The 13752-nt window shown below is 66.5% G+C and carries 10 protein-coding genes; 4 read left to right on the plus strand and 6 right to left on the minus strand.

Features of this window, described 5'->3' with window-relative positions:
* The first annotated feature begins 58 nt into the window (after nucleotides 1-58).
* Nucleotides 59-1399: a mechanosensitive ion channel family protein gene (locus tag F7R19_RS00800; protein WP_150979041.1), complete on the plus strand. Its 1341-nt coding sequence runs from the start codon at nucleotides 59-61 to the stop codon at nucleotides 1397-1399.
* A 112-nt stretch (nucleotides 1400-1511) separates the two neighbouring features.
* Here F7R19_RS00800 and purT read toward each other — a convergent pair whose 3' ends face one another.
* The 4 genes from purT to F7R19_RS00820 all read right to left on the minus strand — a co-directional run bounded on the left by purT (nucleotide 1512) and on the right by F7R19_RS00820 (nucleotide 7168).
* Nucleotides 1512-2714 (minus strand): formate-dependent phosphoribosylglycinamide formyltransferase, encoded by a 1203-nt coding sequence (gene purT, locus F7R19_RS00805; RefSeq protein ID WP_150979042.1) that lies wholly within the window; start codon nucleotides 2712-2714, stop codon nucleotides 1512-1514.
* A gap of 235 nt (nucleotides 2715-2949) precedes the next feature.
* Nucleotides 2950-5115 carry a TonB-dependent siderophore receptor gene (locus F7R19_RS00810; RefSeq protein ID WP_407648869.1) on the minus strand — a complete coding sequence of 722 codons (2166 nt, stop codon included), beginning with the start codon at nucleotides 5113-5115 and terminating at the stop codon, nucleotides 2950-2952.
* 311 nt (nucleotides 5116-5426) lie between these two features.
* Entirely contained in the window at nucleotides 5427-6350 is a 924-nt protein-coding gene (locus F7R19_RS00815; protein WP_150979044.1) for an IclR family transcriptional regulator, read from the minus strand.
* Nucleotides 6347-7168: an IclR family transcriptional regulator gene (locus tag F7R19_RS00820; RefSeq protein ID WP_150979045.1), complete on the minus strand. Its 822-nt coding sequence runs from the start codon at nucleotides 7166-7168 to the stop codon at nucleotides 6347-6349. Before F7R19_RS00820 ends, F7R19_RS00815 begins: the two co-directional genes overlap by 4 nt.
* Before the next feature lie 187 nt (nucleotides 7169-7355).
* Between F7R19_RS00820 and F7R19_RS00825 the strand changes: the two genes are divergently transcribed.
* Genes F7R19_RS00825 through F7R19_RS00835 form a run of 3 tightly spaced genes read left to right on the plus strand, consistent with a single transcriptional unit; the run spans nucleotide 7356 to nucleotide 10753 of the window.
* A complete protein-coding gene (locus tag F7R19_RS00825) occupies nucleotides 7356-8513 on the plus strand; it encodes an acyl-CoA dehydrogenase family protein (protein ID WP_150979046.1) in 1158 nt (385 codons plus the stop codon).
* A gap of 34 nt (nucleotides 8514-8547) precedes the next feature.
* Nucleotides 8548-9522 carry a Bug family tripartite tricarboxylate transporter substrate binding protein gene (locus tag F7R19_RS00830; protein WP_150979047.1) on the plus strand — a complete coding sequence of 325 codons (975 nt, stop codon included), beginning with the start codon at nucleotides 8548-8550 and terminating at the stop codon, nucleotides 9520-9522.
* Between the two features lie 19 nt (nucleotides 9523-9541).
* A complete protein-coding gene (locus F7R19_RS00835; RefSeq protein WP_150979048.1) occupies nucleotides 9542-10753 on the plus strand; it encodes a CaiB/BaiF CoA transferase family protein in 1212 nt (403 codons plus the stop codon).
* Nucleotides 10754-10850: 97 nt separating this feature from the next.
* Here the strand turns inward: F7R19_RS00835 and F7R19_RS00840 are convergent, their stop codons facing one another.
* Nucleotides 10851-12881, minus strand: a complete 2031-nt coding sequence (locus F7R19_RS00840) for a hybrid sensor histidine kinase/response regulator (RefSeq protein WP_150979049.1) — start codon at nucleotides 12879-12881, stop codon at nucleotides 10851-10853.
* Nucleotides 12871-13752, minus strand: a complete 882-nt coding sequence (locus F7R19_RS00845) for an ATP-binding protein (protein ID WP_150979050.1) — start codon at nucleotides 13750-13752, stop codon at nucleotides 12871-12873. The genes F7R19_RS00840 and F7R19_RS00845 overlap by 11 nt, the downstream gene beginning before the upstream one ends.

Below are 13752 nucleotides of genomic sequence, written 5' to 3' on the forward strand. Positions count from 1 at the left end.
CAAGGCGCGCGGCGGGTAGACTTGCGGCTTGTCTGGCTGAATCCATGCATCATCCCCCATGAATTTCGACGCTCTGCTTGAGCTTTTCGAGCAACGCATTCCGGCCCATCCGTGGGCCCAGGTATCGCTGTATGTGCTGGCGCTGGTGCTGATCGCGGGCATCGCGCAGTGGCTGGTCGCGCGCGTCGTGGGACGCCTGGTCTACCGCGTGCTGAGCCTGTCCGGCAATGCCGACTGGGCCACCGCGCTGCTGCGCCACCGCACCTACCGCCGGCTGGGCTACGCGGTGTTCCTGGCCGTGATCACGGTCGGCGTAAGCCAGGTGCCCAACCTCGGCAAGTTTTCGATCCTGATCGAGCGGCTGGCGCACGCGGGCACCTGGATCAGCGTGTTCCTGATGCTTTCCGGCGTGCTCGGTGCCTGGCAGAGCGTCTTTGCCAACAGCCGCCGCGCGCAGACGCGCTCGATCAAGGGTTATGTGCAGATCGCCCAGCTTGCGCTGTGGCTGGTCTGCGCCGTGCTGGTGCTGTCGATCCTGATCGACCGTTCGCCGCTGTGGATGCTGTCCGGTATCGGTGCGCTGTCGGCGGTGCTGCTGCTGGTCTTCAAGGACACGCTGCTGTCGTTGGTGGCCAGCACGCAACTGACGTCGAACGATATGCTGCGTATCGGCGACTGGATCGAGATGCCGCAATCCAACGCCGATGGCTTTGTGATGGACATTGCGCTGCACACGGTCAAGGTCAAGAACTGGGACAATACCGTCACCACGGTGCCCACCTACAAGCTGTTCTCGGAGAGCTATCGCAACTACCGTCACATGTTCGAGTCCGGCGCGCGCCGTATCAAGCGCACGCTGCGTATCGACGCCACGACGGTGCGGTTCCTGGACGACGCCGAGGTCAAGGCGCTGATGCGCTTTCGGCTGCTGCACGACTATCTCGAGGTCAAGCAGCAGGAAGTGGAACAGACCAATCGGGCGCTGCTGGGCGAAAACACCGACCCCGTCAATCGCCGCCGATTAACCAATGTCGGCACGTTCCGCGCCTATGGCATCGCGTTCCTGCGCGCCCATCCCGATATCCACCAGGACCTGCTGCTCAATCTGCGCATGATGGAGCCCGACTCGCAGGGCATTCCGATCGAGGTCTACTGTTTCAGCACACGCACGGGCTGGATGGATTACGAGCGCATTCAGGGCGATATCTTCGATCACCTGCTGTCGATCCTGCCCGAGCTGGGATTGCGGCTCTATCAGGCGCCGTCCGGCGCCGATCTGAGCGGCTTGCGCGATCATTCGCCGCAGGGCGCTCATGCGGCGCTGGCTGCTGCGGCCGCCGATCCGGGCGCGCGCGACCCGGTCGGCGCGCATACGGACCGCGCGGACCGGGTAGCGTGATGGTTGGCGGTGTCAGCGGACGGCGACACGACTAATTGCGGCACGCCGGACTGCTGCGACACCGCGGACTGCAATACCGCGGCTGGCCCTGCGATGGTCTGCGGTGCTACGGCTAGGCCTTGCGCGGCTTGACCTTGCCAGCGGCTTCCTTGGCGCGTGCGCGTGCGGTCTCGACGTCGTCGGCGTAAGCCAGCGCCACGCCCATGCGGCGCTTGGTGAACGATTCGGGCTTGCCGAACAGTCGCAGTTCCGTCTGGGGAACGCGCAGTGCGTCGTCCACCCCGTCGAAGACGATGCCTTCGGCGTCCACGCCGCCGTAGATCACGGCGCTGGCGCCCGGTGCGCGCAGGGCAGTGCTGACCGGCAGGCCCAGGATTGCGCGCGCATGCAGTTCGAATTCGTTCTGCGACTGGGTGATCATGGTGACCATGCCGGTGTCGTGCGGACGCGGGCTGACTTCGCTGAACCAGACCTGTTCACCCTTGACGAACAGCTCCACGCCGAACAGGCCCTGGCCACCCAGATCGGCAGTCACGGCGCGCGCGATATGCTGGGCGGTCTGTAGGGCCTTGGGATGCATAGGGTGGGGCTGCCAGCTTTCGACGTAGTCGCCCGCTACCTGGACGTGACCGATCGGCTCGCAGAAATGTGTTTCCACCTCGCCATTGGCGCCCGGCGCGCGCACGGTCAGCAACGTGATCTCGTAGTCGAAGTCGATAAAGCCTTCGACAATGATGCGGCCGTGGCTGACACGGCCACCCGCCATAGCGTAGTCCCATGCCGCCTTGACGTCGGCCGGGCCGTCGATCTTGCTCTGGCCCTTGCCCGAGCTGCTCATCACGGGTTTGACCACGCACGGATACCCGATGCCGCCGTCGATCGCGGCCTGCAGTTCTTCCAGCGAATCGCAGAACTTGTAGGGGCTGGTCGGCAGGTTCAGGGTCTCGGCGGCAAGGCGGCGAATGCCTTCGCGATCCATCGTCAGGCGCGCGGCGCGCGCCGTGGGAATCACGCGGACCACGCCGGCGGCTTCCAGCGCTTCGAGCATCGGCGTCGCGATCGCTTCGATTTCCGGCACAACCAGATCGGGCCGTTCGGCTTCGATCAGCGCCTTCAACTGCTCGCCGTCACTCATGGTGATCGTGCGCGCGTGATGCGCCACCTGCTGGCCGGGCGCGTTTTCATAGCGGTCGACGGCGATGGTTTCCACGCCCAGCCGCTGCAGTGCGATCAGCACTTCCTTGCCTAGCTCGCCGGAGCCCAGCAGCATGACTTTGGTGGCGGACGGGGAGAGGGGAGTTCCAAGAGTGGTCATGGGGCGGCTCGGGCAGGGAAAGAAAAAACGCGATTGTATACGGCCCGCGGCCGCGCCGGACAGGTGGGGCCACAAAACGAAATTGCCCCGCCGATCGCTCGGTTGGGGGCATCCTCGGGCAGACGGCAGACGGGGGCAACGGATCGACGCATCGGGGCGTCAGGGCATCAACCCGTCGGATCGTCAGACCGTCGCATGGCGATCCAGCGATCCGACGTCCCGAAAATCCGGTGCTTCAGTACGAGATCTTTGCGCTCAGGCTGATGGCGCGGGGATCGGCGGGCTGGATGTAGTTGGCGTACTGGAAGCCCCAGTAGCGCTTGTTGGTCAGGTTGGTCACGGCCGCGCGCAGCGTCAGGTACTTGCCGGCAACGCGCGTGTTGTACGTGGCGCCGAGGTTGAACACCGTGTATCCGCCCAGCGTCAGGTCGCCCTCGGGGCGCACCTTGGTAGTGCCCGTGTACTTGCCGTCGATGCCGAGTTTGAGGCCCGGCACAAAAGGCACGCGGTACGCAACACGGCCTGTCAGGATGAAGTTGGGTGCGCCGGCGACGCGATTGCCGACGTTGAATTCGCCTTCGCTGTAGTAGCTGTCGAGGTACATCGCGCTGCCGCCCACTTCCCATTGCGACCCGATGCGCGCGGCGCCAGCCAGTTCGGCGCCCTGGTAGATCGACTGGCCATCCTGGACGAACACGTTCTGCGAGTTGACATACTCCGCGCGACGTTCGATGCGGAACAATGCAGCCGTTCCGTTCCAGTTGCCTTGCTCGGTCTTTGCGCCCAGTTCGTACTGGCGGCTCTTGGCCGGCGTCAGCGCGGCGCCCGAGTTGGCATAGAACGTCGATACCACGCCGCCGCCATCGAACGATTCCACATAGCTCGCGTACAGGGTGGTGCTCGGCAGCGGCTTGAACATGATGGCCGCCGTCGGCGTCAACAGGCCGTTCTTGGTGTATTGCGTGTCGCCGCCGGTGCTGCCCGGCACGCCATAGCCGTTCTGCTCGTAGTTCGTCACGCGCAGGCCCGCCAGTACGGACCAGCGCTCGGTCAACTGGATCGTGTCGCTGACGAAAGCGGCCTTCTGCGTGGTGTCGCTGGCGCGGTACTTGTTGAATGCGGTAGCGCTGTAATAGACGCCGGTGTACGGCGCAAACAGATTGCCGCTGGCCAGCGGCGTGTTGACAAAGTTGCTGCTGTAGCGATCGATCTGTTCCTGCCAGCTCAGGCCCGCCACCAGTTCATGCTTGAACGGACCGGTGCGGAACTTGCCTTCGACCATCGTCGTCCAGTTGCTGAACTGCTGGCTTTCGGCGCCGTCGTAGCGCAGATCGGTGTAGTCGCCGGCCGCATTCGACAGGAACAGCGTCGATTCATTGCGGCTGCGCGATTGCTTGCTGAAGCTGTAGAGCGTGCTGACCGTCCAGTCGTCGTTGAGCTTGTAGCGCAGTCCGGTCTGATACACCTGCAGGTTCGAATAGAAATGGGTGTCCGATCCGCCGTACCGGCCGCCGCGGCCACTGATCACGCTGGGCAGCTGGCCGTTGGGCGCAATGCCACCGACATAGAACGATGGCGTGCCGCCCCAGCTGTTGCGGTCCTGATAAATGCCGTCGAACGTCCAGGTCAGATCGCGCGTGATGCGCGCATCGAGGCCGAGCGACACAGAATTCCGATTCAGCCCCACCGCGTTGGACGGCTTGCCTTCCTCGTGCGTCAGGTTCAGCCGATAGCCGAACATGTTGTCCGGGCCGGCGCGGCCGCCCACGTCCACATGCTCGGACCAGACGTGCGACGAGCGGAAGCCTAGTTCCGCGCTGGCGGTAAATGTGTCGGTCGGCTTCCGGGTCACGTAGTTGATCGTGCCGCCGGGATTGCCAAAGCCGTACATAAAGCCCGATGCGCCCTTGAGCAGCTCCACCTGTTCGAGTTGCTCGTATGGCAGCGTCAGGCCGTAGCTGATGAACGGCATGCCGTTCATCTTGAACGCATTGCGCCAGTCCAACTGCAGGCCGCGCACCGTGGTGTAGGCCGCCCAGGCATTGGTCGCGTTGCTGTTGTCCGAGACCGACGCATCGGTAAAGAACACGTCACCCAGCTTGGCCACCTGGCGGTCGGCGAGGTCGTCGCTGGTGAACACGGCGGTCGAGAATGGCGTGTCCAGTTGCGATTTGCTGCCAAGCGCACCGCCCGACGTTTTCTTGTCGAGCGGCTGGCCGATCTCGATATCCTGCTTCGCGCTGACGGTCACGGCGGGCAACGCCGCCTCGGTGGCCGTCTGGGCGTACGCGGTGGCGCACAGCGGAAATCCGGCGACGACGGCGAGGCGGGCAAATGCGGCGAGGGGACGGATGCGCGAAGGCGCTTGCGGTCGGCGCAGGGCCGACGACGAAGTGGACATCATGGTACGGTGGCTCGTAGATGTAAATGTAAACACGAATGCGAACGACTCGCATTACGTAATCAGTGCGCATTATGCCCATCGGACAATTGATGCGTCAAGGAAAGCCTCACGGCGGCATGGCTCTTGTGTCGCTTTTCCGTTGAACAGGACCAGGCCCGAACCGTTGCAGGCGGCGAGTCAAGCGAGCTTTTGCCGAGGAAAATCGCTGATCCGGGTCGATCTGTCGCGATGTGGTGGGCGAACCCGTGGGCGATCCGATGGCCGGATCCGGTGGGCCATCTGGGCGCGGTGTCGTTCCGCCACGCGCGCTATCGCAGCCCGAGAAGCGACTCCAGGTTATGCGCGACCGCGACCAGACGTGGGCCAACGGTCCGGCGCAACGCCTCGAACGCTCCCGATCGCGCGCGGACGCCGGTGTTGATGACGAACCACTGCGAGTCCACCGGCTTGCAGAGCGGCACGGCAAACGCAAATACGTCGTGTCGCCATTCGGCGCGATTCGAGCAGAAGCCGACCGTTTCCAGATCTTCGCGCGCCTGCGCCAGACCGGGCGCGGCGCGGCGAAACGCGTCGCCATCCTGCAGACGCAGCCGGTTGAGCACCGGGTCGCGCAGGGCGGCCGGCACGCGGCACAGCCATGCCTTGCCGATGGCGGTGGTCAGCATCGGCAGCGCGGCGCCGATATCGGGCGGGACCACGAGGTTGTCGGTCGATCGCGCGGTTTCCACGTAGATCATCTGCGTGCGGTCGCGGATGCCCAGCGACACGGCGCCGCCCACTTCGTCGGCCAGCGCCTTCATCAGCGGGCGCGCCGCCTGCCGGATCTGCATGCTGGCCAGCAGCGGATAGCCGGGCGCCAGCACCGGCGCGCCGAGCCGGTATTTGCCCAGCGCCGCCTCGTGACGGAGATAGCCCAGCACGCACAGCGTATGGGTCAGCCGCGCCACGGTCGACTTCGACAGCCCGGTGCGTTGTACGAAGTCCTTGTTGCCCAGCAGCGCGTCGCCGGGCCGGTATGCCAGCAGGATGTCGATGCCGCTGGCCAGCGTCGTGGCGAACTGGCGATCCTTCGGAGGCGCGTCGGCCGGTGCGTTCCGGTTGCCTGCGTCGATCGCACCCGCCGTGACGCCGGAGGCGCCCGACCATCCCGATCCGGCCCCAATCGCTGCGTCGGCGGGACCAGCGGGATCGACGGGATCGGCCGGTCCGCCCGGAACGGTACGGCGCGTCATGTCAGCAGCGCCTCGACGTCTTCCACCAGCGCGATCAGCCGTGGGCCCATTTCGCGTTCGAGCTTGCGCGGCGACATGCGCGCAATCGGCACGCCGCAATTGAACACCAGGATTTCGCCGTCGATCGCCCGGCGCATCGGCACGGCCACGGCATGCACGTCGCGCAGCCAGTCGCCGGCCGACCGCGTGAAGCCAAGCGCGGCAAGATCGTTCACGGCGCTGGCGATGGCCTCGGCATGGCGCTGCCAGTCGCCGGGATCGGCCTCGCGCAAGGCGTCGACCACGGCGGCACGCACGTCCGCCGGCGCCTGCGCCAGCCAGGCGCGGCCCATTGCGGACGACAGCATCGGTAGCGATGCGCCGATATCGGGCCGGAACGCGATCGCATCGTGCCCGCGGCTGGTTTCCACATAGACCATGCGCAGCCGGTCGCGCAGCCCCAGCGAGACCGATCCCCCGACGCGGTCGGCCAGCGCCTTCATCAACGGCCGGGCCACCTGGCGAATGCGCAGGCTGGCCAGCAGCGGATAGCCCAGCGACAGCGCGGTCGATCCCAGCCGGTAACGGCGCAGGCGCGTGTCATACAGCAGCAGCCCGCGCGCCGCCAGCGTGTACGTCAGCCGGCTGATGGTGGCCTTCGACAGCTGCGTGCGTTCGGCCAATTCCTTGTTGCTCAGCGCGGCGTCGCCCACGCCAAAGCACTGCAGCAGCGCCAGCCCGTGGGCCAGCGTCGTGGCGAAGGCGGGGTCGGGGTGGCGCGGGCGCGGCTTGCGCGGCCCATCAGGCGCATCAGGCGAATGAGACGGCAACGTGGTCATTGGCGACGATCTTACCGAAGCGGCCGCCTTTTATCCCGGCCGATGTTCAAGATAGCGAAACAAGCGTGCCGGTATTTCGAAGCCAGGCGTACGCTCGGGCCCATCAAAAAAACGCATTGAACCGCTGGCGCGCGGCCGGCGCGATCCGGCAACGACGACAACATCCACCCCTCAGGAGCGAGACAAGATGATCCGAGACGCAGAATCCTTCCAGGCATTCCTGCACACGCTGCGCAGCTTCGTGCGCGAACAGCTGGTTCCGCGTGAAGCGGAAGTGGCGCAACGCGACGAGGTGCCGCAGGATCTCGTCGACGCGATGGCGGCGCAGGGCATGTTCGGCTATTCGATTCCCGAAGCGTACGGCGGCGCCGGCATGACCACCGAGGAACTGGTGCTGGCGGCCATCGAGCTGTCGCAATGCTCGGTCGCGTTCCGCGCCCGCGTGGGCACCAATACCGGGATCGGATCGGAGGCCCTGGTGGCGGACGGCACGGCCGAGCAGAAGCGCACCTGGCTGCCGTTGCTGGCCAGCGGCGCCGTCACCGGCGCGTTTGCGCTGACCGAGCCCGATGCCGGGTCCGATGCCACCGCGTTAGTCACATCGGCCCGGCGCGACGGCGATCACTATGTGCTCAACGGCACCAAGTGCTTCATCACCAACGCGCCGATCGCCGGGCTGTTTACCGTGATGGCGCGTACCGATCCGGCGCGCGCCGGCGCGGGCGGCATCTCGGCGTTTATCGTGCCGCGCGACACGCCCGGGCTCACCACCGGGCAGCCGTATCAGAAGATGGGCCAGGCCGGGTCGCCGGTGTCCGAGGTGCATTTCGACAATTGCCGCGTGCCGGCCGCCAACCTGATCGGCGGCGAGGAAGGGCAGGGCTTTCGCACCGCGATGAAGGTGCTTAACAAGCAGCGCATCCATCTGGCTGCGCTGTGCACGGGACCGGCGATCCGTATGCTCGACGACGCCGTGCGCTTCGTCACGCAGCGCAAGCAGTTTGGCCAGCCGCTGGCCGATTTCCAGCTCGTGCAGGCGATGATCGCCGACTGCCAGACCGATATCCACGCCGCACGCGCGTTGATCATGGAAACCGCGCGCAAGCGGGACCAGGGGCAGGACGTGACGATGGAAGCGTCGATCTGCAAGTACTTCGCTTCCGAGATGTGCGGCCGCGTGGCGGACCGCTGCGTGCAGCTGTTTGGCGGCTACGGCTACATCGCCGACTACGGCATCGAGCGCTTCTATCGCGACGTCCGCCTGTTCCGCCTGTACGAAGGCACCAGCCAGATCCATCAACTCAACATCGCCAAGCGCACCTTTGCGCAGGCGGGCGGCCGCTGACGCGCCGCGGCACCCAGACAACGAGGAGACACCCATGTTCAAGCCCCTGCTGGCAGCCGCCGCGCTGCTGGGCGGCGTGGCGGCGCTGCCCGCGCACGCCGCCGATGCCGCATATCCGAGCAAAGTCATCCGGCTGGTGGTGCCGTTCGCACCGGGCGGATCCACCGACATCGTGGCGCGGCTGATCGCCGAGCCGCTGCGCGAAGAGCTGGGGCAAACCGTAATCGTCGACAACCGTCCCGGCGCGGGCGGCAATATCGGCGGCGATATCGTCGCCAAGGCGGCGCCGGATGGCTACACGCTGCTGATGGCCGCGGCAGGCCAGATCGTGATCAATCCGAGCCTCTACGCGAAGATGAGCTACGACCCGGCGCGCGATCTGGCTCCCGTGACGATGATCGCGCGCGATCACAACCTGATGGCGGTCAATGCGTCGCTGCCGGTGAAGAACGTGAAGGAGTTCATCGCCTATGCCAAGGCGCACCCGAACGACGTCACGTTCGGATCGCCCGGCAACGGCAGCCCGGCGCAACTGGCCGGCGCGTTGCTGAACCAGACCGCCGGCATTCGCATGCAGCACGTGCCATACAAGGGCAGCGGCCCGGCCGTGGCGGACCTGATCGCCGGACATATCACACTGATGATCGACAACATGCCGGCGTTGTGGCCGCACGTGCAGTCCGGCAAGCTGCGCGCGCTGGCCGTGACCAGCGACAAGCGCGCCTCGGGCGCACCGGACGTGCCAACGGCCGAGGAAGCCGGGCTCAAGGGTTATACGGTGACGGCGTGGAAGGGCATGATGGCGCCGGCCAACACGCCGCGCCCGATCATCGACAAGCTCAACCACGCGGTCGTCAAGGTGCTGGCGCGGCCCGATATCCGCAAGCGGCTGATCGAGCAGGGCGCCGAGCCGGTCGGCAATACGCCGGAACAGTTCGCGCAGCAGATCAAGGCCGATGGCGCGTGGTGGGGCGCGCTGGTCAAATCTACCGGCACCACGCTGGACTAATCGACAGGACCGCGACGATATGCAAGGCAATACCCAAGGCCCGCTGGCTGGCGTGCGCATTCTCGACATGGCCACCGTCATCGCCGCACCGTTTTCCGGCACGCTGTGTGCCGACATGGGCGCCGATGTGGTCAAGCTGGAACTGCCCGACGGCAGCGATCCGCTGCGCGGCCTGTCCCCGGTCAAGGACGACCTGGCGCTGTACTGGAAGGTCACCAACCGCGGCAAGCGCGGTATCACGCTCGACGTGCGCAAACCGGCCGGGCGCGAACTGTTCCTGCGGCTGCTGCCCGATTTCGATGTGCTGATCGAGAACTTCCGCACCGGCACGCTGGACCGCTGGGGCCTGGACCTCGCCACGCTGCAACGCGCCAATCCGCGCCTGACGGTGCTGCGGCTGACCGGTTTCGGGCAGACCGGGCCCTATGCGCAGCGCGCCGGATTTGCGCGCATCTTCGAGGCCATGAGCGGCTTTACGAACCTGACCGGCGATGCCGACGGCCCGCCGTTGCACATGAACTATCCGATCGGCGATATGGTGGCGGGCCTGTTCGGCGCGTTCGCGATCGCCTGCGCGATGGCCGAACGCCGCCGGCCGGGCAACGCCGACATGCCGGGGCAAGATATCGACTTGTCGGCCACCGAGGCGCTGTTCCGCGTGCTGGAGCCGCTGGCCGTGGAATACGAGCAGTTGGGACAGATCCGTCAGCGCGCCGGCAACCGCGCCACCTACACCGCGCCATCGAACATGTACGCAACGTCCGACGGGCAATGGATTTCGCTTGTGGCGTCGTCCGGCGCGATCTTCCGGCGCCTGTGCGATGCGATCGGCCAGCCGGAGTTGGCCGACGATGCGCGTTTTGCCAGCAACCCCGCGCGCGTGCGCCATCTGCAGGCACTCGACGCCGTGCTCGCCCAGTGGTTTGCGGCCCACCCGCATGCGCACGTGGCGCAGGCGCTGGAAGCGCATCAGATCCCGTTCAGCAAGATTTTTTCGATCGCCGATATCGTCGACGATCCGCATTTCCAGGCGCGCCAAGCCATCGTGCGCCTGCCCGATCCCGATCTCGGTTCGATCCCGGCGCCGTGCGTGGTGCCGCGCTTTTCGGGCTACACGGCCGTGCCGGCACGCAGCGGTCCGTCGGTGGGGGAACACAATGCGGAAGTCTATTGCGCGTTGGGATTGACGCAGGCCGATCTCGCGGGCCTGCGCGAGGCAGGCGTGGTCTGACGCGCTTCGCGCATCGCGTTTTCGTTTTGAATGGCCGACGTGCGGGCCGGGCTTCTGCGCGCCTGCCGTGGACTCCCGGCTGCCGCGCGCTACCGCGCTACCGGCCCAACGCCAGCGCGGCCTCGATGGCGTCCATCAGTTCCTGCAGGCGCAGCGGCTTGCCGCACACGGCGTCGAAGCCCGATTCGATTGCGGCGCGCCGGTCCTGCTGGCGCGTAAACGCGGTGAGCGCCACGGCCGGCATGCGCGGCAGCGCTTGCAGCGCCTCGTGCACCCGTACATCGCGGATCAGGTCGTTGCCATCGCGGCCGGGCAGGCCGATATCGCTGATCATCAGGTCCGGCCGGCTGCGCGAGACGTGGTCGAGCGCCTCCTCGCAGTCGCGCGCGGTACGCACGCGGGCACCATAGTCGGCCAGGATCGCGGACAGCGCAGCAGCGGCATCGGCGTCGTCTTCCACCACCAGCACGTCCAGTGCACTGAGCGGCGCCGGTTGCTGCAGCGGGGGCGTGTCGGCCAGCGTGTCGGCGGGATTGGGCTCGGCGCGGCCCATCAGCGGGATGGTCACGTCGAACGTGGAGCCCTGGTCCAGTCCAGCGCTGAAGGCGCGCACCGTGCCGCCATGCATTTCGGACAGATGCTTGACGATGGCCAGCCCGAGTCCCAGTCCGCCGTGCTTGCGGCGATTGGCGTCTTCGCTCTGCGTGAAGCGGTCGAACAGCAGCGGCAGGAATTCGGCCGGGATGCCGCGCCCGTTGTCGATCACGCGCACATGCAGCGATTCGGTATCGGAGGACACCTGGATGCGCACCGTGCCGCCTTCGGGCGAAAACTTGATCGCATTCGAGATCAGGTTCCACAGAATCTGCTGGAAGCGTGCGGCGTCCAGCCACGCGGTGTGCGTGAGCGTGGGCGCCAGCTCGATCGCCAGCGTCACCTGGCGCTCCTCGGCCTGCGCCTGCATGCTCTCCATCGCGCCGCGTACCACGTCGGCCGGATCCACGCGCTCGCGCTCGAGCTTCATCTTGCCGACGTTGAGCATCGACACGTCGACCAGATCGGCCACCAGCCGCCGCTGGATCGCGATATTGCGCTCCACGGCGGCCAGTCCGCGCCGGCCCTCATCGGAGTTGACATGGCGCGTCAGCACATGGGTCCAGACCGATATCACATTGAGCGGATTGCGCAGCTCGTGCGACAGGATCGCGATGAAATCGTCCTTCATGCGATTGAGCCGTTCCACCGCGGCGCGCGCGGCCTGCTCGCGTTCGATCAACTGTTCGCGCTGGCGTTCGAGGTTGACGTGGTCGGTAATGTTGGACACCACGGCCACCTTGATGCCGGTTTCCAGCGCGGGCGAAATGCTCCACTCCAGGTGCATGGTCTCGCCGTGGGCGTCTTCCAGCGGAAAGGTGCCTTGCCAGCCGTCCTGGCGCGAGTGTCCGGTGGCGTCGGCCACGCGTTCGCGCCAGGACGGCGGCGCGAACGCGGACACCGGCTGGCCCACCAGTTCGGACGCGGGGCGCTTGAGCATGGTCAGCATGGCTGGATTCACGTCGACCAGCCGGCCGTCCAGGTCCAGCGTGCAGATGCCGCCGATCGCCTGGTCGTAGATCGCGCGCAGGCGCGCCTCGTTTTCGCGCATCGAACGTTCCGCGGCGCTGGCGCGCAGCAGCGACGAAATCGTGGCGACCAGCACCGTCGGTTCGACCGGATGGACCAGATAGGCGCTGGCGCCGGCGTCCAGGCCGCGCACCTTGTCGTAGTCGGCGACGTAGGTGGCCGACAGGTGCACCACGGGCACCGTGGTGGTGTCGGGCCGCTCGCGCAGGATGCGGCACACCTGGAAGCCGTCGATGTCCGGCAGGTTCACATCGAGCACCACTGCCGACACGCTGGTGTCGGCCAGTTGCAGCGCCTGCTGCCCGCTGTCGGCCTCCGCGGTGCGAAATCCCGCCGCGGCCAGCACGCGCACCGTCGCGTAGCGCGTGACCGGATTGTCGTCCACCACCAGCACCAACTGGTGCGCGGCATCGGCGCCGCTTGCGCCTGTGCTATGTGGGGCGGCCAGCCAGGCGCCGTCGCGGCCGGCCGGTGCGGAAGAGTCGCGCTGCGGATCATCCGGCATGATCGGCTCCGGAAACAGGCGTGGCGGCAGGGTACGTGGTAGGCAGCGTCACGTAGAAACGCGAACCCACCCCGACCTCGCTTTCGAAGCCGACGTACCCGCCGAGCAGTTCGGCCAGCCGCTTGGACAGCGCCAGGCCCAGGCCAGAGCCCCGGTAGCGCCGCTGCAGCGGGGAATCAATCTGCACGAAATCCTGGAAAACCTCGCCGTGGGAAGCGGCCGGAATGCCGATGCCGGTGTCGCGCACGGAAAACGTGATGGTGTCCGGCGCCTCGCACACCGCCGACACGCGCACTTCGCCGCTGGGCGTGAATTTCAGCGCGTTGGAGATGTAGTTGCGCAGGATCTGCGATACCTTGCGGTCGTCGCTGAACAGCTTCGACACGCCATGCGGTTCCTCGAAGATCAGCGAGACCTCGGGATTGGTCAGCACGGGCTTGAACATGCCGCGCAGCGCGTCGAACAGCGCCACCATGTCGAACCAGGCCGGCGACACGTCTACGCGCCCCGCTTCGAGCCGCGCCAGGTCGAGCAGGTCGTTGACCATCTCGGCAAACTCGGCCGCCGTGTCGCGCACGAACTTGACCTGCTTTTCCTGCTCGGCGGTCAGCGGGCCGTCGACGCGGTCGATCAGCAGCCGCGTGATGCTCTGGATCGACACGATCGGCGTGCGGAATTCGTGGCTCATGTAGGCCAGGAAGCGGCTCTTGAGTTCGGTCGCTTGGCGCAGCTGCTCGGCCTGCATGTCGAGCTCCGAGTACAGCGCCACCACGCCGCGATTGGTCTCTTCCAGTTCGGCGCGCAACGCGAGCACTTCCTGCGTGCGAGCTTCGAGCGTGGCCTGCAGCGCGGCAATATCGTCGGAAGTCAT

It is taken from the genome of Cupriavidus pauculus (assembly GCF_008801835.1).
GTDB classification, from domain to species: domain Bacteria; phylum Pseudomonadota; class Gammaproteobacteria; order Burkholderiales; family Burkholderiaceae; genus Cupriavidus; species Cupriavidus pauculus.